Here is a 22,388-nt window from a genome sequence, read left to right as displayed (position 1 = left end):
CCTTTCAGAGATGAAAGGCTTTTTTGTTATTTAAATACAAGATTTTTCAGAACGGCTTCAGATTTCAGTTCGGTTTCGTTCCATTCTGTTTCCGGACTGCTTTGGACAGTTATTCCGCCTCCTACAAAGAGATGAACGGAATTTTTATACAGTCTTGCACAACGCAGATTCACAAAATACTGTATGTAATCGTCTGTTTCAATTCTGATATAACCGGCGTAGAGTTCTCTAGGAAATTTCTCTACCTTTTCTATAATTTCCGCGCAAAAATCTTTCGGAATTCCGCAAACGGCAGGTGTCGGATGCAGTTCCTGAATAATTGAATCCAAATTTTCAGGATTGATCTTTATTTTAAAATCAGTTTTTAAATGTTTGATATTTCCCGAAATGTGGTCGTAAGTTTCTGACTCTTCAACAGAATCTGTTCCGCTGTATTTCTGCAAAATCGTTCTGATGTAGGCCGAAACCGGCTTCTGTTCCTCGATTTCTTTTTCAGTCCATTCCTCAGTAACAGGAATTGTTCCTGCGATGCTCATCGTTTCAAACTCGTGGGTGGACTTGTTGAATTTTCCTAAGATTTCCGAAAAACCTCCTATCCATGATGATTCACCGTGAATGAAAAAATATTTAAACGCATTTGGATAATTTTTACACAGATTGTCGAAGCTGCTTTTTAAATCAATTTCTTTAAAACCGTCGACTATTTTCCGTCTTGAAAGTACCAGTTTTGGAAGATCGTTTTCCTTAATAATTTCAATCACATCTTGCAGCTTTTGCAGATATTCTTCTTTGCTTTCTGCCATGAATTGAGTATCGTCGTCAGCTAAAATCTGAGAATTTAACTGTAAACTATTAAAATCTGACTGATTTTTTTCAATGATTTTCCCAGATATTTCTATCTTCTGATCATTATTAAAACTGTGAAAAACAACAGATTTGATTTCTGAATTTTCATCTGTGGAGTAGAGTTTTTCGTTGAAGGGAAATTTGAAATAAATCATAATGGTGAAGCATTTTAAAAACTTTTATTTAGAAATAAAATACGAAATTCCTAAACCCAGTTTTCTTTCAGCAAAGGTATTGTTAGTCTTAAAAATGTCAAAATCAAACGCACTGTTTTTTAATGAAAGATTGTTGATTTTAAACTGCTGGTATTCCAGTTCGAGCAAAAATCTGTTCAGAATTCGATATTGCAATCCGAGTGAAAATCCGGCGTGGATTTTATTGGTTTTAAAATCATCCAATTTTGATAAAACATTATTTTCAGGAACTAAAAACTGCATTTTGTAGATGTTTTTGTTTAAAACAATTCCGGCAAATGGTCTGAAATTTTTCCATTCATACAACGCTTTCAACTGCAAATTGTACTCAAAATGTTTATTATTAAATCTTTGGAAAAGCAATGGCTGATCGTCTTCTGAAAAGTAAAATCCGTTGAGATAAGTTTCATCATTGTTGGCATCTAAATCGAATGAAGAATTCCAGTAATTTACATTTGCGGAAAGCATCAAAGAAAGCTGTGGATCAAGAATACTTTTTGAAACCCAGATTCCCAAATTTTGTCCAAACTGTTGATTTTTGTCTGATATATTTTCAGACCAACTTGCATTTTTAAAACCGATTCCGGCTAAAATTCCATATTTAAATTTCCTATTTGCAATTTTCTCTATTTCTTCTTTGAGTTTTTCTTGATCAACATTTTTGTTGATTGATCTTATTTCTTTTGCATGAATTTTCAGTAAAGGAAGTAAAATCCCTGCACGTTTTAATGGTATCGCTTTTTCGACAAAAACGGTGTCGTAGACGATTACTTTTTCATAAACGTAAACGGTGTCGACCTTTTTCCGCTGTGCAAACACGAAATTTAAAGTTAAAATGAAAAGAAATACAAGGACTTTCTGCAACATAATTCAGCAATCTATCTTTCGATGAAAACGGTGTCTCTCTGGATAATTTTTTTCACGACAATTACTTTGTGAGAAGCAGTTTCAGCAGAGTCTTTTTTAATTTTGGTGTTTGAAGATACAACGCTTTTTACCGGAATCAATTCACTTTCTGGTTTTAAATCATCATTATTTTCCGAAATCATTTGCTGTGAAATTTGAATCTTTTTTTGATCATTATTTGACTGTGTTTTTACCTTCATATTTTTTAAATCATCATTCAATACTATATTTTTCTCTTCTGCTTCAGATTTTGAGTCATTGAAGTTGAATGCTTTTTGAAATGAGTTTTTTGGACTGAAAAATAAAACAGAACCGATAATGATTACGAAAAATGTAGTTCCGATAACTGCTTTTTGTTTCCAGAAATTATCTGCTGACGAAAATGAAATTTGATTTAAATTAATATCAGAAGGAATTTCAAAACCTTTTGATGGAGAAATTGTGAAATCTGAAAATTTATTTTGAAAAGTCTGAGCCCATAAAAGTCCGCTGAATCCAAAGAAAATTAGAAGCTGAGCAGTTTTATTTTTTGAAGTTTCTTTATTTGCAAAATGAGTGGTGAGATAATTCTGAACCGATTTTTTAGCTCTCATCAAATGAGATTTTGACGTATTGACAGGGATTTCCAATGCCTTAGAAATCTCAGAGTGAGAATAATTTTCAGTAAAATAAAGGTTAAAAACCGATTTGTGATGAGAAGACAACTGGTCTATTGACGCCAAAAGTTCTTCTCTTGTAAAATCGTAGGCTAGAATGTGTTTTTCTTCTAAAAAATTCTGTTCCATCTCTGCATAATTGTCGTGGATTTCTGAGGTTTCTGTATTTAAATGGGTCTCTTTACTTTGCTTTCTGAGGTATTGCAACGCATTATTGACGACGATGGTTTTGAGCCATGAAAAAAGTGCTTTTTCATTTTTCAATTGTCCGTTTTTTTGAATTGCAGTAATAAAACTGTCGTGTATAATATCTTCAGCCGCAAAAATATCGGGTACATATCTGCGACAAATCCCCAAGAGTTTTGGGGAATGGTCGAGGTAGATTTTTTGCCAGTTTAGTTTTGTTTTTAACATTTTAATTTTCTACGACATATAGTGAATTAAAGCTGTTTTTATATTCTATGCCACCCATCTCCTGGATAATATGTTGATTTTCAACTCCATTTATGAATACTTTATCTTCAATGCCAAAAATAGTACCTTGGGTTATTTTAGTTCTGATCATAAATTTGTTTTGATTAACTACGTGTAAATCTTTAATATTATTATAGTTTTGGCTGTCATTAACTTGTATTACAGTACCATTTTTTAGATACTCATTAAATCCACTAAGAGAATAAAAATCATTATTGTCAATGAAAAGTTTGTAACCCAATTTTGAATTTGTGGTTTGACCAGTTATGAAATTTAAATAATAAGAGTTAGAAATTACATTATCTTGTACAGTAATGTATACACCATTTGAATTTTTTGCAATACCTGAAGAGAATCCATTAGTGGTTATTAGATTGTAAATGTTATTTTTATAATATCCAAGAGTACTTTCTTTTTTCACGGATATGTAAACGTCATTATTATAAACTGCCATTTCTTGCCAATTGGTTGAAAAATTGTCAGTAGCACTTGTATTTAGTATAACTTTTACTCCATTTTTCCAATAACAAAGTTGATATCTTACTGATGAAGTGATAGGATTAGGATTCTCGACAAGCCCAAGAATATAAATATCATTATTTTCTACATAAAAGTCAAAAACTCTGAAGTACAATCCTGAAGATATACCCAAATATTGTAAGACATCATATTTAATATTATTCTTCCAGAAAGTGAACTTATCTAATATGCTTAATGCACTTCCATATGCATATACATTGTTATTTTCAACAAAAATTTTTTCTAAATAAATATCATCTCCGCTAACTAAATTAACTTTTGTTCCGTTTTTCCAGTAGCAAGCTTTAGAGTTTTCCCGTCCTGCAATATATAAATCATAGGAAGATACTTTTTTTTCAAGATTTTCTTCAATGTCATTTTCCCTGCATGAAAAAATAAAAGTCAGTAAAAGTAAAAATGGGAAGATTAAATTTTTCATAATTATTCTTTTCTCTAAAGATGGAAAAATGTAAAAAGGTTGCAGATAAATTATTGAAAAATTACAGGCTTTGTACTTTTCTGAATTTTCACAATGTGATAAGGCTGTGTAATTACGGTTGTGGCATCTCCAATGAGAAGTTTGTCTACTTCTACAGTAATGTTTAGAGGGTGCTCAACAGCAGTCATAATGTCGATGGAATGACCACCGCTATTCTGAACCTGATCAACTGCAACGAGAATCATAAACTGGTTAAAATTGATATTGGTTTCAGTAAAACTTCCTGAAACATTGTTGGTTGCATCTGCCTGCGCAAGAAAATTATTCCAGTCGGCAGTATTGGTAATTACTGAATTTTGTGGTGTTACATAAGTTCCACCGTAAAAATTTCCTTTTCCAATTAATGAAAAGTTCATGGGCACAGGTGCAACTGCATTCTGCTCGTCATCCTGACATGAATTCAGAATAAAAAAAACAGAGCAAAGAAGAAAGAATACAATTTTTTTCATGATGTATAAATTTAAGAGTTTCAATTATATATAAGATGAAAAAAAATGAAAAGGTTGCAGAAATGCAACAAAAAAAGGCTCAAATATTTTTGAACCTTAGATATTTTTCAGTCGGGTAGGATTATCTGTTAATAATATTATTCGTCATCGTTGTATGACTGATCAGATTTCCTTTTTCATCCGTAATTTCAATTTCTGAAACGTGCATGGTTCTGCCTTTTCGGATAAACCTTGCAAAACCGGTTACCACACCATCTTTTTTACCGCGAAGATGATTGGAATTAATATTGGTGCCCACTCCAAAATACTTTTCACCATCAATGAAAATATTAGAGAGGCTTGAACCCATCGTTTCAGCCAACACGCAGGTTGCTCCGCCGTGCATAATCCCGAAAGGCTGATGAATTCGCGGTAAAACAGGCATTGTGGCTGTTAAGGTTTCATTCTCAAGATCAATGTCGGTAAAATGAATATCGAGTGTTTTTGCAAAAGTTTCTTCACCCCAATTGTTGATGAACGTCAATATTTCTTCTTTAGTTTTGTCTTTTATGTACATGTTTCTTATGAGTAATGATTAATAGGTAATTTTGCTTATGGCTTATGGCTTATGGCTTATGGCATATTGCGATTTCTTTCGTAGGTTAATATTTGGTTACTCGAATCACGTACCCAAATCACGTACCCAAATCGCGCAATCCGAACCCCGTAATCCGCAATCCTGGTAAACCGCATCTAACTCCCCGCTTGCCCGCTCCCCGTGATGTCCGGATTCCAGTTGGCTGGGATTTTTGGAACGATGTCATATTTTACGTAGTAATCTTCAATTTCCTGCATGATTTCTTCGTAAGGTAATGATGCTAGTTTTTCATAAGAAATAGTGTAGCCCAAATACATTGTTTTCCGCTTAAAATCTCCGGCAGCCAAAACGATAGGAACTTTTGCTGCCAAAGCCATATGGTAAAATCCTTTTCTCCATTTCGGAACCCAGCTTCTGGTGCCTTCCGGGGTAATTACCAAACTGAAATCTTCTTTCTCAAACTGCTTCGCAACAAAATTTACGAGGTCATTTTTTTGGCTTCTGTCGATTCCTACACCTCCAAGACCTTTCACTACAGAGCCGTACCAGGCCTTAGTGTGAGCGTCTTTGATAATAATTTTGATAGGTTTTTCCAACGCCCAGTAGGCGAGGTTTCCCAGTAGGTATTCAGAATTGTGGGTGTGTGGAGCAACCACGAGAATGCATCTGTTGAGAACGTTGGCATCGCCCTGCAAAACGACTTTCCAGCCTATGGTTTTTAAGATCAGTTTACCTAATAACTTTTTCATGAAGATTCAGTTTAAAACAAAAAAGTATAACCAACATCATGGTTACACTTTACAAATATATTGAAATATTATGGCTCTTAAAACAGACTGCTGATGAAATCAGCTATCACTACTGCAATTTCTAAAACGAGTTGTACCATTTGTTTAAATTTTTTTGTGTTGGGGTTAATTAATTTTGTACGAATTTAAGAAAAATTCTGTTGATAATACACAAAAAGTTGATTTTTTTGTGATTATTCTGAGAGAAGAAGGGTGTGAACTTCAAACAATTGGCTATTCATCCACACCTTCTGCCACTCTCGATGGTTGGTTATTTGGTTTGTATAGAGATTTCTTTTTTGTTGGCATTCATTTTAATGTCCACATCCTTTATTTTTTCGAAATCCACTTTCACAGAATCCATCATCTGTTTCGCTTTTTCCTTAGGATATTTTTTGCCATTGATGATGACGCTGTCTTTATCGCCTTCGGTATATTCAATCGTTGAACCGTTGATGGTAATTTTGTTTTTCTCAATTTTCACTGAGTTGTCGTTGTCATTACCTTCAAAATCATTGTTTTCCTCATCATCATTGATTCCGTTGTTGTTTAAATCTCCGTTAAAATTCAAACCGTAATCTTTTAATCCGATAACTATTGTATTCTGAGGAATTACGAGTTCATAATCTACGCTGTAGTCTCTGAATCTCTGTCCGTAAGGATATTTAATATAATTCGGAAGAATTATTTTATTGTCAATCACTTCTACAGGAACGCTCACATTGATAGGAAAGTTGTAACCTTTCGCTTCTTTTTTTACGATCAGATAAGGTGTTTTAATGTTCGCTTTTCTTGTAACATCCACATGAACCCAGTCCTTTTCGAAAACAGAAACTTTGTCAGAATACAAATCATCATCATAAGCCGTAAAATTCTGAGGAATTGTAACGTTTTTCATGTCAACATACAGGGTGTCTGATAAAGTATTGATGGCAATTTCTTCCACATCTTCTTTATGACCTTTATAAATCATTTCTCTTTTTGCAACACTCACTCCGAAGAATGCTCCCAGGCCAATCACTGCAATGAAAAGTGCTCCAAGTACCCATCCGATATTTCTAAGTCTTGTTTTTGGTGAGAAAATTTTAATACTTAATAAACTGAAAAGTACAGCTGGAATTAAAGATCCAATCACACAGATCGCAACAAAAAGATTGTATAAACCGTCGTCGTCAAAATAGAATTTCATTTCATTGGCTCCAGGGAAATCAGAATCAATCCCAAAAAGTCCGAAAACCACGAATACACCTATGATACTGCTGATCGCCATGAATGCGAAGAAAGCTCCGACGATGTATTTTAAAACATTCCAGATTCCGCTGCTGGTATTATTGATGTAGGGTTTACTTTCAATATAAATTTCTCCCGCTTTCGTACCGGCTTCATTTGCAAACTGTACAATCTTGCTGGATTCTTCTTTTAAATTATCAAAATTCAAAGGTTTGCCTTTCATTTTCAAAAAATCTGAAGCCGAAGCCGCTTTTGGTAGAATCGCCCAGAGAATAACGTACAACAGCGGAACAAAAAGCATTACAGGAGCTCCGAAACAAAGGATCAAAAATACACCGATCCAAAGTAGTCTCATACCGGTAATATCCATTCCGAAATATGCTGCCAAACCTGCACATACACCTGCGATTTTCTGTCTTTCAGGATCACGGAAAAGTTGTTTTCTGTCTGAATAAATTGTTCCTGTAGTTTTTGTTTTGGTATTGTTTTCAGAATAATAAGCCTCTTCCTGTTCTTCAATTTTTTCAGGGGAACCGATTTGAGTGATTACTCTTTCTACATCACTGTCATTGATCACTTCACGCTTTCCAAGCAGATCTCTGAAGATTTCTACCATTCTGATTTCGATATCATGCATTACTTCGTCTGCTTCAGCTACATCCAGAGAGCTTCTGAGAGCATTCAGGTAATCGCTGAGCTTTATATATGCGTGTTCTTCTATTGTAAAAGAAAAACCTGCCAGTCCTATTGAGAGTGTTTTGTTCATAGCTTTTGTTTTTAAAGTTTTTGAGTGATGTGGTTTACAGAATCTGTAAGTTCTTTCCATGTGTTTTGCAGTTCAGCAAGAAAAGTTTTTCCTTTTTCTGTGATCTGATAATACTTTCTCGGTGGTCCTCCGGTGGATTCTTCCCATCTGTAGGAGAGAAATTCTCCGTTTTTCAATCTTGTAAGGAGCGGGTAGAGAGTTCCTTCCACAACATCCAGTTTTCCTTTTTTCAGCTCGTCTATCAAATCAGAAACATACATTTCTCTGTTGTTGATAAGGCTTAAAATACAGAATTCCAGAATCCCTTTTCGCATTTGCGCTTTGGTATTTTCGGTATTCATTGTTAAAGAGGTTTAATTAATTGGTTATAATTTTCAGAAATCAGTTCCTGGCCAGTGAGCCTATTCCGATCTTACATTACAAAGATATGTAATAAAGATGGTAATATGCAATACAAAGTAGTAAAATAAATTTATAAATTTATTTAATTAATTGATTTTCAGTTTAATAAATTTTAGTTAAGAATTTTTTAATTTTAATTAAACCCAATTTTACATCCATATTTATTATTTTTGAACCATGAAATCGCCCAACAAAAAACTTTATAAGCAAGCAACTACGAAGATTGGGCGATAACATCTGACAATTAAAAAAAAATAAAATCTACAGATGAGAATCCAAAAAGAAATCGATTTTATCATCGCCGTTGATGCTTTGAAAAACGTTCAGAGAAGAAATTACAACGCCGACGATTCCAGAAGAGAAAATACGGCAGAACATTCCTGGCAGATCATTATTTTAGCACAAATTCTTTTTCCTTACGCCAAAAACAGGGCAGATATTGATCTTCTAAGAGTGATCAGAATGCTTTCCATACATGATCTGGTGGAAATTGAAGCGGGCGACACCTTTATTTTTGATGAAGTTGCGATGGTTGGCAAATTTGAAAGAGAAAAACTGTCTGCCCAAAAGATTTTCGGAATTTTGGATGAACCGATCCGTTCAGAATTCTTTAATCTCTGGATGGAATTTGAAGAGGAAGAAACACCGGACGCTATTTTTGCCTGTGCCATCGACAGAATCATGCCTTTTATTTTAAACTCTCACACATCCGGTAAAAGCTGGACTGAAGCTAAAGTCACTGAAGTACAGGTAAGAAAAATATTGGAAAATGCCATCTGCAGAGCATCTGAAGAGATGGAAGAGGCTTTTCATCATTTAATGAATCTCAATCTGGAATCGGCGAAGGTTTTAAAATAATTAGATATCTCACGCAGATTTTGGTGATTAAGCTGATTTTTTTAAAGTTTAGTCTGATGTCAAATTTTATTTGAAATACGAAGGCTTCGACAAGCTCAGCCTGACACGCATTATCCACCGCTTAGTATTAGAGTTGTCACGCTGAGCCTGTCGAAGCGTTTTTGTTTTTCAATACAATTGTGAATTAATCTCCCACAGATTTTGGTGATTGCGCTGATTTTTTGGATAAGAGTCTATCTAACCTCAAATTTTATTAAAAATACGAAGGCTTCGACGGGCTCAGCCTGACAATGCGTAGCTTAAGCGTTTAGTATTAGAGATGTCATGCTGAGTCTGTCGAAGCATTTCCTTCATAAAATTTCATATGCAAAATCCGCACAATCTGCGAGAGCATGAACTTTTGGTGTGCAGATTGTTTCTATTTCGAAAAATAAGCAATGCAGACAAAAGAATACAATCGCGAAGAGTTTGATTATCATCAAAGCGAAAACAATTATACGCTGTCAATACCTGCAAAATTTTTGGATGCAAAAAGTTTAAAGGTAAAAAGAAAGAATTCAGACGGAACTTTTTCGGATGCAGACATAGTGATTCGGGAACAAAATCATGAAATACGGATTATTACAAGTGTTCCGATGGATATTTTAGTGGAAATTTCAGATCAGGAAATTTCAGATCAGGAAATTTAGATCTTATTTAAAGAAAAAGGTTTCGGCGAACAATTAAGGTTTCCGAAACCTTTTAAATAAAGACTGAAAGTGATGAAGTGGCAGTCAAAACTACCGATCATCTATTATAAAATTTGAATTGGTTTTTTAAATTCGTCGATGGCTACAAAGGTAAAATCGCCTGTAATTGCTTTTTCCCTTTCGTAAGAATACATCTGCTCGGTGAAAATCTCAACATTCACTTTCATACTCGTTTTTCCAACGTGAGAAACTTTTCCGATTAATTCCACAATAGTTCCGGCGGGGATTGGTTTTTTAAAATCAATTTTGTCGCTGCTTACGGTTACCACGCGTTTTCTTGCAAATCTTGTGGCTGTGATAAAGGCAACTTCGTCCATCAACTGCATCGCAGTGCCTCCAAAAAGCGTGTCGTAATGATTGGTTGTGTTGGGGAAAACGGCTTTGAAAATTCGGGTTTCCGAGGCATCAATTCTTTCTTCTGTAGTCATAGTTCATTATAAATTTATGCGAAAAATGAACTTTACTGAAACAAAAAGAATCTTTCAGGAACGAGAATTCCCGAAATAACATTTGGTCAATAAACTTCAGATCGCGAAAGTTTTTTGTTTGAAGAAACAGGCAGGTCTCCTGACTTGTAACATCTTTATTCCTTCCCATGCACTGTGCACAGTGGTTTTTTATAAAGACTCCGGTTACTTACAGTTGCGCGACAGTCCGTGATTTTCACACGGTTCCCTTTTCATTTGCGGTTAAGCAAAACCAGTTTCCCGGAAGATCATTTGCTATGATTTTCCGCCGGCAAAAGTACAAATAAAGTTTGATTAAATTAGGGATGAATCTATTTTGTAGAAAATTTGAACCATTAAAATAGATTAAGCTGTTATGGACAAACTACTTCAGATTTTTAAGGTTTACCGAGTCAAACATTAAGGTGGGCGGTGGAAATTTAATTTTGAACCTGTGCTGTCTGCTTAAATCAATTAATAGATCCCTCACAGCTTAATAAATTAATAATTTTAATGTTTAAAATTCCTAAAATTATTCAGGATTGCTGTAAATAATCTGGCTGATTACTTTTCCTTCCTTCACTGTCCAAAAAGTAGTGTAACGGTTTTCACCTGAGCCGTTGATCATATAAATGTAAATATGATCGGCATCCATTGCTGTTACGCCAATATTCTCGAAATCAGTGGTTGGATCGAACAGGTTTTTGATAGCATCACGAACGAAAACAGTTCCTCGTCCGGGCTGTTGTACACGGATAGATTTTACTTCTGTAAGTCCTTCAGGCAGAGTTTTTCCAATGCCCCAAGGTTTTGCTTTATCGATTTTAATGATGTTTCCGTCGGCATCTTTTTCCTGTCTTTTAAAACTGGCGTTGGAAGGGTAGATGTCGATCACTACTTTCGTACGTTGTGCAGTCGGAAGTTTTTCATTGGAATTATCCGTAAACGTGTAAGATCTTCCGTTTTTAGATTTTGACGGTGTGAATTTCGGAAGCTGATCGATGAAAGCGACACGGTCTTTGTTCACCATTCCTTCTTTGGTCAGGCTGTCGTATCTGACAAATGGCTTTTCGTCGTCAGTTTTTTCAGGATATTTAATCCATATCCATTCGGTTTCTCCGGGAGCAGGTTTTACATAAACGAAAACATCCCCTTTTTTCATTCTGATTTTATCAACAATCTTGCGGTAATCTTCCTTATGTACACGCACCATCGCGTAGCCTTCCTGTGCTTTTACCACTCCAAACGGAATTTTGTTTTGCGCATCGATTAGACACAAAGAAAATATACTGAATAAAGATAAAACTGCTTTGTTGATGAAAGTCATTTGAAAGAATATTTAGCTCAAAGATATAAATTAAATATTTTTCGGGAGATAATTAAGCCTTTGCAATTCTGTTAAATCTTTAATTAAACTTAAATTACCTTCAGAAAGCAGAAAATTTTCATCCGAAATCTCCAAAACATCCTGATACTGATGATCCGAAATCAAAAATCCTTTTTTGATCTGCTTTTTTATCATTGCTTTTACTTCGGTGATGATTTTTGGTGAAAGGCTGTGGAAAGGCTCATCCAGCAAAATAAATTCTGCCTTTGAACAGATGATAAGCATTACTTCAACAAGTCTCAATTCTCCTCCTGAAAGTGCTTTTGGAATTTCATTTAAAAAAGGATGAATTAAATTTAAATCGGATAATTTTTGGGCATCTTCTTTGTCGCAAAACAATTTAATCAGACTTTTTATTTTTACATTTTTCGGCAGAAATGAGTGTTGTGGCAGGTAAGCAATTCTGTTTTTTCTGTCAGACTGTTTCTGTAAAATTGTTTCGTTAAATTTAATATACTGGGTTTCGCCTTTTAAACTTCCAAAAATTATTTGAAACAGAGTAGATTTTCCAGAACCGTTTCTACCCAAAAGTCCGGTAATTTTCCCGGTATCGAGACCTAAATAGATGTCTTTTAAAATTTCTTTTTCACCAAAAGATTTTGTAATGCTGTCGATATGGAGTCTGCTCATATAAAAGTGGCAATCAGTTTTAAACTTACCGCGAAAATCAATGTTAAAATCCAAAGATGACGTTTTGAAAAACCAAAATTTGCATAAAAAAAATATTCATTTTTTAATCTTACTTCGTAAATAAGATAATGTAATAAAGGAAAAATAAATAAAAATCCTGTGGTAAAATGGTCGTAATTAAAACCAAAAGGAATTGAACTTAAGAGTGAAAAAGAAAATCCGGGAATAATTAGTTTTTTATAAAAAATCCACAATATTTTTATCTCTGAAATCATCTATGTAAGTTAGTAAAAAGAGAACAATGGTATGTTTTTCTCTTTTAGTTTTAATGGTTAAAAAGCTTCGCTTTCACGCCGCTTTTCGTTATCATTTTTCTTAAATCTAAAATCTCATTCCCGGCAAAATATTTTTTCGGAATCATATTCATTGTAGTTTTACTTTGATAAATCAAAAACCAATTGCTGTTTTCCTTTACTTTATAAACCGTATTCCACGCAAAATCACTTTCAAAAGTTTCGCCTTTGGTATAAACTTTTTCATCAGTGAATGTATAGATAATTTCTTCCTGAATTTTCAGATTTGAATGAAATGCGTTTTTAAGACTCAGATAGGATCGGATAAAAATGAAAATTACAATCGCAGGAAACCAGATCAGAACATATTTATAGATTTCATTAGAACCATTTTCAGAATTATAAAAATTTAATACAAAAAACAGAAGTAAAACCAAAGAAAAAATAATGATCCTCGGCAACGAATTTTTAATATTAAAATTCAGAAAATCCTTAAAACTGATATGCGTTTTTACCGTCATTTACATTATATTCTTTCCAGCTCATCCGCATTAATCAAAGTCTTGAAAGTCCCGTAATTCACCGTAACTTTATTCCTCGAAATTTTCTCAATCGTTCCCACGCTCGTACTTCCCGTAATTCTCACGCGCTGTCCGACTTTCATCCAAAGCTCACGATCCGATTTGCGTTTTTCCTCTATTTTTTCGTTGGTTTCCGTGATTTTTTCGATCACTTCTTCTTTCTTAAGCTGTTGCGTGATTTTTCTTTTCACCACCTGTAGCCGTTTGCTTTCATCCTTATCAGCTCCAATTTTTCTGAATTTTTCCTGTTCGAGAATCTTTACAAAATCTTTCACCACATCCTTCCTTGATCTGCCTTTCACATAACCGTCGATAAAAGCTTCAATCTTGCTTCCAAACTGAAGTTTGCGGTGCTCATCCTCATATAATTTCTGGAAATTGAAGAGTTTTTGCTGCAGCTGTTCATTCAGTTTCTGAAGATTATCGCGTTTGTCTTCCACTGATTCTTTTCTTTCGGCAAGGTCGGTTTTCAGTTTCTCAACTTCATATTTTTCCTGCTGAAGCTTGACGATGGTTTTATCTAAATTAACGATATCATGCTCCACTTTTTTCTTTGCAGAATGAATGATGAATCTCGGTATTTTATTTTTTTCTGCGACCTCAAATGTAAACGAACTTCCAGCTGAGCCCACTTCCAGTTTGTACATCGGTTCCAAAGTTTCTTCGTTGAAAAGCATCGCTGCGTTCTGAGCGTTCGGAAGCTGTTCCACAACCAGTTTGATGTTGGTATAATGCGTTGTAATGATCGCAAAACTCTTTTTATCGTAGAAAAATTCAAGGAAACTTTCTGCCAGAGCACCACCCAATTCAGGATCGGAGCCTGTGCCAAATTCATCGATCAGCAAAAGTGTTTTACCATCAGCTTCCCGGATAATTCCACCCATCTTTTTAAGTCTTGATGAATAGGTTGAAAGATGGTTTTCAATAGATTGATTGTCGCCGATATCCGTCATGATTTTATCAAAGAAAAACATTTCAGATTTCGGATGCGTCGGCACCAGAATTCCGCTCTGAATCATCAGTTGAAGCAATCCGACGGTTTTCAGGGTGATTGATTTTCCTCCGGCATTCGGTCCGGAAATACAGATGATTCTGTTGTGTTCCGTTAATGCTAAAGTCTGAGGATAAATGGTTTTATTTTCAATCTTATTTCTCAAAAACAGTAAAGGATGGAATGCATCTCTTAATTTCAACGTTTTGTGACGGTTGATTTTCGGTAAAACTCCGTTGATTAATTCTGCAAACTTCGATTTGGCCCGAGTGAGATCAAGATCAAAAATATACATCTGATATCTCCAAAGCTGAGGCTGAAATTCCGCCAGTTCCGCAGTCAGTTTTCTCAGAATTTTATCTATTTCCTTTTTCTCTTCTTCTTCGCTTTCTTTAAGTTTGAAGTAATGTTTCACCACAGAATCCGGCTGCATGTAAGTTATAGAGCCTGTTTTCGAAAGTCCTAAAACTCTTCCTAAAACTCTTTTTTTATACGCAGATTTCACTGCCAAAACTCTCATATCATCTATGATCGTTTCTCTGATGTCATCCAGAAATTCACTCTGTCCGTAATTGAATAGAGCTCTGTTGAAATTTTCAGTTATCGCTTTTTTAGCATGCTGAATTTCCGTTCTCAACACTTTTAAAATTGGGGAAGCTTCACTTTTTACTTCGCCAAACCGGTTGAAAACCTTATCAACTTTATCAATGATTTCTTTTTTAAACTCCAGCTCAGAAACATCGTGAATTAAATTCGGAAAAGTTTCTGGCATTGTGGGGAAAAACTTCTGCAGTTTTCCAATCTGTTCTGTGAGGGTTTTTATTTTGATGAAAGCAACGTTTTCCAACCGGTAATTTTCGATCAGCATCAGTTTCAGTTCGTTCTCAATATCTTCATATTCATCAAACGGAATCGCATTTGAACTTTCAAAACTTGAAAGATATTCTGAGGTTTTTTTTAACGAAATTTCAGCTTCGTCAATTTTCATCGGACGGAGTTCAAGAATTTTTTCTCTCGTTTTATGGGAATATGCAAAAGGAGCAATCTCCGCGAGCAGTTGCGGAAACTCCAGTTCGTCTAAATCTTCTTTATCTATATACACTTTGCAAAGATAATTAATTTGAAAATGAGAATTTAATTTGAAAATGTGTTAATTTGAGAATTTGAAAATGTATTATAAATCTCAAATCTCAAACTTCAAATTTCAAATCATTTAGTTAAATTTGGCTTATGAAACTGGAAACCGAAAGACTTCATCTAAAACCCCTCAGCGAAAATCATGTTGAAGATATTTTAAAGATCCGCAGCAATGAAATTACCAACAGATATGTAATTAGAAATGCACCCAAAAATAATTATGATGCATTGCAGTTTATTCTGATGATCAAAGAACGAACTTTGAATAATGAATCTTTTTACTTTGGAATTTCGCTTAAAAATCAACAGAATTTAATTGGGACAATCTGTCTGTATAATTTTACAGAAGACCGAAAAACGGCAGAAGTTGGCTACGAACTGTTGCCCGAGTTTCATCATCAGGGATTTATGTCTGAAGCGTTAAAAGCGGTTGTAGATTTTAGTTTTACCGATGTACATTTACAGGAAATTGTTGCGATGACCAATAAATTTAATGAAAATTCTAAAAGTCTTCTTCTGAAAAGTGGATTCGTTTTGGAAGATGGAAGAGAAGATGAAGGTTTTCCGGATAATTTGGTTTTTAGCATCAAATAATAATGGTATTTGAATTGCAATTCTAATTTTCAAATTAAATCATTTTCAAATTTTCAAATTGACATCATGACCTGGACCGAAATTTTAGCCCCAATAAAAAACACTCCCTACTTCGAACAACTCTGGGAAAAAGTAAAACAGGAATACGCCACCACAAAAGTTTTTCCACCCAAAAAACAGATTTTCAGAGCGTTGGAAATCACGCCTTTTGATGATGTGGAAGTGGTTATTCTCGGTCAGGATCCTTATCATAATGATTTTCAGGCGAGTGGTTTGTGTTTTTCGGTTTCAGAACAGGTTGCTGCACCGCCTTCACTTAAAAATATTTTTACAGAATTAAAAGATGATCTGGGAATCGACAGAGTTTCGAAAGAACTCGATGACTGGGGAAAACAGGGGGTTTTAATGCTCAATGCAACGCTGACTGTTCGTGCCCATTCGCCAAATTCTCATAAAGATCTGGGCTGGGAAATCTTTACCAATTATATTATCAAAGAAATTTCAGATAAAAAAGAGAATGTTGTTTTTGTATTGTGGGGCGCTTTTGCACAGAAAAAAGCCGAACTGATCAATCCGGCTAAGCATTTTATTATCAGGTCTGCGCATCCTTCACCATTTTCTGTTTACAGAGGTTTCTACGGAAGCAAACCTTTCTCTAAAATCAATGAGTATTTGGTTTCAAAAGGGAAAAAACCTATCTCGTGGTAGTATCTTCTCCGGCCTTTTTAATGATAATTCCAATTTTATAATTTCCTTTAAGGGACTTTGAATTAGATGACTCAGGATATGGACTTACATCTGCGAGAGAGATCGTATAGCCATTGAAATCAGCTGATTTGTGATAGTTTCTTCCTTTATTTTCGATACTTGAAATTTGTAAAATTCCTGGTCGGGAAGTGGTAGCCATCACTTCAAGCTGTGCAACGGCAACACCGCTCCAAATGCACTGCACATCTTTCGGGCAGCGGCTGTCTTCAGAAATTCCTTTGAACGTCACATTCATTTGGTAGTCCTTCAGAAATTTATTTTCGCCTTCCTTAAAGTAGATGATTTCACCTTCTTTGGTAGTTGTTTTCACATCGCCATTTTCTGCAACCTGAACTTTAATGTCGTTGTTTTTTACTTTTTGAGATTTGCAGTTGATTAAACTTAAAAATCCAAGACCTAGAATAATTGATTTGTAATACATTTTTTTAAATAACATTTGTAAGATCCAAAACTACAACTAAAAACATTGCCACACCAACTACAAAACTGAATCCTGTACCGTAAAGAAATCCGATAAAGGCTCCTTTTGTAGATTTTAAAGCCTTAGTCATGTCTTTGCTGTCGTGTAAAAGTTCACCAATGAAAACTCCGGCAAACATTCCCACCAGGAATCCCAGCGGAATTGGAATAAACATTCCTACGATGGTCCCAATCACCGAACCTATGCTTCCCCAGCGCGTTCCACCATATTTTTTGGTAGCTTTTGCAGGGATGGCATAATTTAAAATGACTGAAGCCAAAGTCAGAATTACAAATGCCCAAATGTAAATCATAGAGAGATCCGCATCTGCTCCATATTTATAGATAAGCAAGCCGGCAAGACTTAAAACAAGTCCGGGCAGGACGGGAAGAATTGTTCCTATAATACCTAAAATCAGCAGAACAATGCTGAGCAAAACAATTAAAGCGTATTCCATAAATTATTTTTTAATAAAAAAAGTGACCTTTTCAGGCCACTTTTATGTATCAATTTCCAAGCCGATTTTTAAAGATTTAAAATCACATACTGAAGAATTCCGGCAGCATTTCCGATATTTCCTGAAGCGTGATTGTGGAAGGCTGTATAATAAATATAACCGCTGTTTCCTGCACCTGAACATGAGCCTAAAGTTGCACCCAATGCCACCAAAGCGGGAACAGCAACCTGTGGTACAGAAATACTGATTTGAACGTTGTTGGATAGCGTAATGCAAACTGTTACAAAGTTTAAAGTCGGAGCATTTCCAATTGGAATATTAGGTAAACTGTTATCTGTAAACTGATTGGTTCTGATCATTAATGGATCGTTCGTAGCTGTTTCTTTTACCAAAACTTCCCAGTAAGCAGGATCATAATTGGTAATTTTCTGCCATGCACCCAGATCGAAATCAAGATTCAGGGTGTTGAAACCTAAAGCCGTTGCCAAAGGCGCATTGCTTATTGTCCCCGGAACAATTCCTGAAGAACCGATGTTTTTAGAACACAATTTAGAATCAGGGATAAATCCTCCGGAAAGATTGCAGTTGTTGGTATTGTCGTTTCCGCCTACCAAATAAGCAACGTCCCAGTCTGATGCATAAATACTGCCGCCATTCGCAACAAAAACGGCGAGGTTGTTTTCAATTACCGGATAAAGATTGGCAAACTGAGAGAATTTTCTCGATCCGCAATTCAGAAATACGATGTCGTACTGAGCAAGAGTGTTCAAATTAGCCAGATCTGCATTGGTAATCTCTGTAGCGGTGTAGCCTAAGGTCTGAATGATATCCTCGATCTTATCGTAAGTTCCTTTTACGTAAGCGATTTTTGCAACCTGTGTCAATTTAGTCTGCGTCAGTTCAAGGTTTACAGTTTCATTGGCTTTTATATTTGCCGTAGCCTGTGTTCGGAAGTTGCTACCGTTTCCGGTCTGAATGTAAATGGTGTGATTGCCTTCCGGAGCTTCCAGTGTAAAATTTCCTTCTGAATCTGATGTCGTGTGATAAATTTTGTACTGAGCGTCAAAAGTGAAAACAGAAGCGCCGCCAATCGATTTTGAGCCATTCTGCGAAGTGATTTTTCCTTTTACTTTTCCGTTTTGCACGGTGATTGCTGTTGGAGTTTCAGCTGTTTCAGAATCGGAACGGCAGGAACCAAGCGACAGAATAAAGATTAAAATGAATAATAAGTTGAATTTTTTCATTTGTTAAAGTTTTATGGATTAGTATGACTAAATTAAAAAATTATTATGAATAATTCATAAAATATTTAGTTTGTTTGAAATAATTCCAATAAAAAAATCTAATCGCTGGTGATTTTTCCTTTATTGAAAGGCCTTAAAAGATTTTTTAAAATTCGTAGTTTTGTATGCAATGAAAGATGAAATAAAAGATACCAAAAGTTTTTTTCAGGAACTGAGTGAGCAGCTTTACATTTATATCAGTAAGGTTGCACCGTCGGGTTTTGATATTGTATTTCTTATCGCATTTAAAATTGCGTTACTGGTTGGTGTTTTTCTCTTGCTTGATTTTATTTTTAAAATTATCATCAACTATACTTTCAGATTTTTCCGAAACGAGAATAAATTCCCGATCTTAAAATCAGTTTATCAGTCCAGAATCACCAATTCTCTTGCTCATTTTATTGCGTTGGCAACTGTAGGATCTCTTCATGAGGCCATTTTTGTCGGAGCACTTCCCAAAACAAGTATTTTTATTCACAGATCTGTCAACTTGGGTTTGGTGCTGATTCTTGCAGGAATGTTGTACCGGTCTTTGACTGGTTTCAGGAGTTATTTTACCATTAAACAGGATTTTTATAAAGTGATGGCCATCAATGCTATTTCCGAAACTGTGAAAATTCTTGGAATTTTTATCTTCACTATTGTAAGCATCTGTGTAGTCTTCGGGATCAAAGGAACTACAATTGTAGGTAGTTTAGGAGCGATAACGGCAGTACTTGTACTGGTTTTCAGAGATACCATTTTAGGTTTTGTGACAGGAATTCATGTTGCCACCTCAAAAAGTCTGAAGGTGGGCGACTGGATCGGAGTTCCGAAATACAATATTGAAGGAAATATTTTAGACATCAGTTTGCTGACCACAAAGATTTCTAATTTTGATAAAACTATTTCCTCAATTCCAACCTATGATTTACTTACTACGGAGATCAAAAACCTGCAGGTGATGTCTGAATCGAATACGCGGAGAATTAAAAAATCGATTGTTTTTAATATCAATTCATTTAAATTTTTGAATAATGAAGACATTGAACGTTTGAAAGAAATCAATCTGATTTCGGATTATTTAAATGAAAAAACTTCAGAAATCAATTTAGAAAAGGCATCTATTGACCATAAAGATAAAATCATCAACGGAAGACAGCTGACCAATATCGGAGTATTCAGATATTACGCTCAGAAATATCTTGAAAATGATCCTGATGTAGATAAAGAAAGCCCGATTATGGTTCGCCAGTTGGAGATCACCACACAAGGCTTGCCGATGGAAGTCTACTGCTTTGCGAATGATTCAAAATGGGTAAAATTTGAACAGATTCAGGCAGATATTTTTGATCACCTTTTGGTGGCATCTAAAGAATTTGATCTCCAGATTATGCAGATTGGATTGCCTAAATAGTAGATATTGGTGATCAGTTTAAATATATATTTTAAGTAATTAAATTTAAAAATGATGAGTTGCAGGAGCGTTAAAATCCCGCTTCCAACATCCATCATCCAACAACAATATGACAAAACTAAGTGTAAATATTAATAAAATTGCAACCATCAGAAACGCAAGAGGTGGAGAAACACCAAGCGTAACAGAAGCTGCAGTGAAAATTCAGGAATTTGGTGCTCACGGAATTACCATTCATCCAAGACCGGATGAGAGACACATTACCAGAAAAGATGTCTATGACCTGAAACCATTGGTTCATACCGAATTTAATATTGAAGGAAATCCGCACAGAGATTTTATCGATATGGTTTTGGAAGTGAAACCTGAACAGGTTACTCTGGTTCCTGACGCTGATGACGCCATCACATCCAACGCGGGCTGGGATACGAAAAAGCATCTCCATTTTCTGACTGAAATTATTGGTGAATTTAAAAATGCTGGAATCAGAACTTCTGTTTTTCTGGATCCAACACCTGAATTGGTAGAATATGCTTTTAAAACTGGCGCTGACAGAATCGAGCTGTACACTGAAGCTTACGCTAAAGATTATGTAAAAAATAAAGAAGAGGCGATCAAACCTTATTACGATACCGCGGTCGTTGCCAATGAATTCGGTTTGGGAGTCAATGCCGGCCACGATTTAAGCTTAGACAATTTAAAATATTTTGCAGACAACATCCCAAATTTGCTGGAAGTTTCCATTGGACATGCTTTGGTTTCAGAAGCTTTGTATATGGGAATGGAAAATACAGTTCAGGCATATCTGAAAAGATTGGCGAAATGGTAATATGTTGGAAGCTAAGTGGCAGAAACCAGGATTTAAACAATGTAGTTGCTAACATCCAGCATCCAGCTTCCATCCTTAAAAAAAATGTATATGGAAATTCTTCATTCAAAAATATTCGGCGAAAACCTTTCGTCAACACCACTTTTAGTATTTCATGGTTTGTTTGGAATGCTCGATAATTGGGGGAGCTTCGGGAAAGAACTGGGCGAATTTTTGCCGGTTCATTTAATTGACCTCAGAAATCACGGCCGGAGTTTCCATTCCGATGAGATGTCACATGATGATTTGGCAAACGACATCGCCAATTACATGAGTCATCACGGGATAGAAAAAACCCACGTTTTAGGACATTCTTTAGGTGGAAAAGCCGTAATGCAGTTTGCATTGAATTATCCTGAAAAGGTTGAAAAGTTAATCGTCGTAGATATTGCTCCAAAAGCCTATCCGCCACATCACCAAGGCATAATTAAAGCCCTGGAAACTGTCAATTTTGATGAGGTGAAATCTAGAGGTGAGGTTGAAAAAGTCTTAACAGAATATATTCCTGAAAAATCAACGATTCAGTTTCTTGCTAAAAATCTGTACTGGGAAGAAAACGGAGACACTAAAAAGCTCAACTGGAGATTTAATCTTAAAACGCTCTCAGAAAAATACAATCAGTTTGTCTCAAACGCGATCAAATACGGAGTTTTTGAGGGCGAAACATTGTTTATAGCCGGTGAAAAATCAAATTACATTTTACCTCAGGATAGCTTTGCTATCAGACAGCAGTTTCCGAAAGCCGAAATCGTAAAGGTGAGCAACGCTGCACATTGGGTTCAGGCGGATAATCCTTTGGAATTCAGTAAGGTAGTTAAAAAATTTCTTGGAATTTAATGAATGTTAAATGTTTTCACTTTAAAGGTTAAATTTTTCATAAACCTAATATTTTTTATGTCCTGATATAAATTTTTTGTAACTTAGTTCTATCAAATCAATAAAAAAAATGTGTTATGGAAAAGAAAAAGTTAAAAAAACCGTTCTTTGCTTCATTTTTAGAAAATCAGATTAAAGATCCTAAAGAGGTGAAAGGTGGCAGCAGCAGCGTAGGAGCAACAAGTCCTCTTCGCGATGGCGTTACTAAACCTGCTTACGATACTCAACAGACTATGAAGTATCCTTCAGACGGTGACGAATCAACGGTATAAAAGCCGTTTTAATATTATTCATATTTACAAATTGAT

At 35.2% G+C, this 22,388-nt stretch carries 25 protein-coding genes and 1 riboswitch; of the genes, 8 read left to right on the top strand and 17 right to left on the bottom strand.

Annotation, left to right across the window (positions count from 1 at the left end):
- Nucleotides 1-26: 26 nt before the first annotated feature.
- From IC610_RS06550 to IC610_RS06510, 9 genes are all read right to left on the bottom strand, one after another.
- Nucleotides 27-1,001, bottom strand: a complete 975-nt coding sequence (locus IC610_RS06550) for a chorismate-binding protein (RefSeq protein WP_191735751.1) — start codon at nt 999-1,001, stop codon at nt 27-29.
- Nucleotides 1,002-1,025: 24 nt separating this feature from the next.
- Nucleotides 1,026-1,907, bottom strand: a complete 882-nt coding sequence (locus tag IC610_RS06545; RefSeq protein ID WP_191735750.1) for an outer membrane beta-barrel protein — start codon at nt 1,905-1,907, stop codon at nt 1,026-1,028.
- An 11-nt stretch (nt 1,908-1,918) separates the two neighbouring features.
- On the bottom strand, nt 1,919-3,016 hold the full coding sequence (locus IC610_RS06540; RefSeq protein ID WP_191735749.1) for an RNA polymerase sigma factor: 1,098 nt from the start codon (nt 3,014-3,016) through the stop codon (nt 1,919-1,921).
- A gap of 1 nt (nt 3,017) precedes the next feature.
- Entirely contained in the window at nt 3,018-4,034 is a 1,017-nt protein-coding gene (locus tag IC610_RS06535) for a hypothetical protein (protein WP_191735748.1), read from the bottom strand.
- Nucleotides 4,035-4,084: 50 nt separating this feature from the next.
- Nucleotides 4,085-4,543, bottom strand: coding sequence for a protease complex subunit PrcB family protein (locus IC610_RS06530; RefSeq protein ID WP_191735747.1), 459 nt, complete (start codon nt 4,541-4,543; stop codon nt 4,085-4,087).
- Between the two features lie 121 nt (nt 4,544-4,664).
- Complete coding sequence (locus tag IC610_RS06525) at nt 4,665-5,099, bottom strand: PaaI family thioesterase (RefSeq protein WP_194698888.1); 435 nt, start codon at nt 5,097-5,099, stop codon at nt 4,665-4,667.
- 176 nt (nt 5,100-5,275) lie between these two features.
- The gene (locus tag IC610_RS06520) at nt 5,276-5,869 is read right to left on the bottom strand and encodes a 1-acyl-sn-glycerol-3-phosphate acyltransferase (protein WP_191735746.1); all 594 of its coding nucleotides are present in this window, start codon (nt 5,867-5,869) and stop codon (nt 5,276-5,278) included.
- A gap of 310 nt (nt 5,870-6,179) precedes the next feature.
- Nucleotides 6,180-7,904: a PspC domain-containing protein gene (locus tag IC610_RS06515; RefSeq protein ID WP_191735745.1), complete on the bottom strand. Its 1,725-nt coding sequence runs from the start codon at nt 7,902-7,904 to the stop codon at nt 6,180-6,182.
- Between the two features lie 11 nt (nt 7,905-7,915).
- Nucleotides 7,916-8,245 carry a PadR family transcriptional regulator gene (locus IC610_RS06510; protein WP_056081257.1) on the bottom strand — a complete coding sequence of 110 codons (330 nt, stop codon included), beginning with the start codon at nt 8,243-8,245 and terminating at the stop codon, nt 7,916-7,918.
- A 328-nt stretch (nt 8,246-8,573) separates the two neighbouring features.
- On the opposite strand from IC610_RS06510, the gene IC610_RS06505 reads away from it, so the two are divergent.
- Nucleotides 8,574-9,164, top strand: coding sequence for an HD domain-containing protein (locus IC610_RS06505; RefSeq protein ID WP_191735744.1), 591 nt, complete (start codon nt 8,574-8,576; stop codon nt 9,162-9,164).
- 437 nt (nt 9,165-9,601) lie between these two features.
- Complete coding sequence (locus IC610_RS06500; RefSeq protein WP_191735743.1) at nt 9,602-9,853, top strand: hypothetical protein; 252 nt, start codon at nt 9,602-9,604, stop codon at nt 9,851-9,853.
- 104 nt (nt 9,854-9,957) lie between these two features.
- Here the strand turns inward: IC610_RS06500 and IC610_RS06495 are convergent, their stop codons facing one another.
- From IC610_RS06495 to IC610_RS06475, 5 genes are all read right to left on the bottom strand, one after another.
- The gene (locus tag IC610_RS06495; RefSeq protein WP_056032228.1) at nt 9,958-10,341 is read right to left on the bottom strand and encodes an acyl-CoA thioesterase; all 384 of its coding nucleotides are present in this window, start codon (nt 10,339-10,341) and stop codon (nt 9,958-9,960) included.
- Nucleotides 10,342-10,453: 112 nt separating this feature from the next.
- Nucleotides 10,454-10,632: riboswitch (cobalamin riboswitch) on the bottom strand.
- A gap of 259 nt (nt 10,633-10,891) precedes the next feature.
- Nucleotides 10,892-11,686, bottom strand: a complete 795-nt coding sequence (locus tag IC610_RS06490) for a hypothetical protein (protein WP_191735742.1) — start codon at nt 11,684-11,686, stop codon at nt 10,892-10,894.
- Between the two features lie 30 nt (nt 11,687-11,716).
- Complete coding sequence (locus tag IC610_RS06485; RefSeq protein WP_191735741.1) at nt 11,717-12,376, bottom strand: ATP-binding cassette domain-containing protein; 660 nt, start codon at nt 12,374-12,376, stop codon at nt 11,717-11,719.
- A gap of 325 nt (nt 12,377-12,701) precedes the next feature.
- Nucleotides 12,702-13,190: a YcxB family protein gene (locus IC610_RS06480; protein ID WP_191735740.1), complete on the bottom strand. Its 489-nt coding sequence runs from the start codon at nt 13,188-13,190 to the stop codon at nt 12,702-12,704.
- A gap of 5 nt (nt 13,191-13,195) precedes the next feature.
- The gene (locus IC610_RS06475) at nt 13,196-15,343 is read right to left on the bottom strand and encodes an endonuclease MutS2 (RefSeq protein WP_191735739.1); all 2,148 of its coding nucleotides are present in this window, start codon (nt 15,341-15,343) and stop codon (nt 13,196-13,198) included.
- A gap of 128 nt (nt 15,344-15,471) precedes the next feature.
- Here IC610_RS06475 and IC610_RS06470 point away from each other — a divergent pair, with 128 nt between their 5' ends.
- Together IC610_RS06470 and IC610_RS06465 are read left to right on the top strand one after the other, a co-directional pair.
- Nucleotides 15,472-15,972 carry a GNAT family N-acetyltransferase gene (locus IC610_RS06470; protein ID WP_191735738.1) on the top strand — a complete coding sequence of 167 codons (501 nt, stop codon included), beginning with the start codon at nt 15,472-15,474 and terminating at the stop codon, nt 15,970-15,972.
- Between the two features lie 66 nt (nt 15,973-16,038).
- Nucleotides 16,039-16,680 (top strand): uracil-DNA glycosylase, encoded by a 642-nt coding sequence (locus IC610_RS06465; RefSeq protein ID WP_191735737.1) that lies wholly within the window; start codon nt 16,039-16,041, stop codon nt 16,678-16,680.
- On the opposite strand, the gene IC610_RS06460 is transcribed toward IC610_RS06465, so the two are convergent.
- The 3 genes from IC610_RS06460 to IC610_RS06450 all read right to left on the bottom strand — a co-directional run bounded on the left by IC610_RS06460 (nt 16,667) and on the right by IC610_RS06450 (nt 18,901).
- Nucleotides 16,667-17,161: a hypothetical protein gene (locus IC610_RS06460; RefSeq protein WP_191735736.1), complete on the bottom strand. Its 495-nt coding sequence runs from the start codon at nt 17,159-17,161 to the stop codon at nt 16,667-16,669. The two genes, IC610_RS06465 and IC610_RS06460, sit on opposite strands and share 14 nt — an antisense overlap.
- A 4-nt stretch (nt 17,162-17,165) precedes the next feature.
- Entirely contained in the window at nt 17,166-17,657 is a 492-nt protein-coding gene (locus IC610_RS06455) for a DUF456 domain-containing protein (RefSeq protein ID WP_191735735.1), read from the bottom strand.
- A gap of 68 nt (nt 17,658-17,725) precedes the next feature.
- Nucleotides 17,726-18,901, bottom strand: coding sequence for a carboxypeptidase-like regulatory domain-containing protein (locus tag IC610_RS06450; RefSeq protein ID WP_191735734.1), 1,176 nt, complete (start codon nt 18,899-18,901; stop codon nt 17,726-17,728).
- Between the two features lie 169 nt (nt 18,902-19,070).
- Here IC610_RS06450 and IC610_RS06445 point away from each other — a divergent pair, with 169 nt between their 5' ends.
- From IC610_RS06445 to IC610_RS06430, 4 genes are all read left to right on the top strand, one after another.
- Nucleotides 19,071-20,336, top strand: a complete 1,266-nt coding sequence (locus IC610_RS06445) for a mechanosensitive ion channel family protein (RefSeq protein WP_191735733.1) — start codon at nt 19,071-19,073, stop codon at nt 20,334-20,336.
- A gap of 109 nt (nt 20,337-20,445) precedes the next feature.
- Nucleotides 20,446-21,165 (top strand): pyridoxine 5'-phosphate synthase, encoded by a 720-nt coding sequence (locus tag IC610_RS06440; RefSeq protein WP_191735732.1) that lies wholly within the window; start codon nt 20,446-20,448, stop codon nt 21,163-21,165.
- Nucleotides 21,166-21,255: 90 nt separating this feature from the next.
- Nucleotides 21,256-22,041 (top strand): alpha/beta fold hydrolase, encoded by a 786-nt coding sequence (locus IC610_RS06435; RefSeq protein WP_191735731.1) that lies wholly within the window; start codon nt 21,256-21,258, stop codon nt 22,039-22,041.
- Nucleotides 22,042-22,157: 116 nt separating this feature from the next.
- Complete coding sequence (locus IC610_RS06430) at nt 22,158-22,352, top strand: microviridin/marinostatin family tricyclic proteinase inhibitor (protein WP_191735730.1); 195 nt, start codon at nt 22,158-22,160, stop codon at nt 22,350-22,352.
- Nucleotides 22,353-22,388: the final 36 nt, after the last annotated feature.

Source organism: Chryseobacterium caseinilyticum, assembly GCF_014837145.1.
In the GTDB taxonomy this organism is placed as follows: domain Bacteria; phylum Bacteroidota; class Bacteroidia; order Flavobacteriales; family Weeksellaceae; genus Chryseobacterium; species Chryseobacterium caseinilyticum.
Note: the sequence above shows the minus strand (reverse complement) of the source record. Positions and strands in the feature narration are given on the sequence as shown.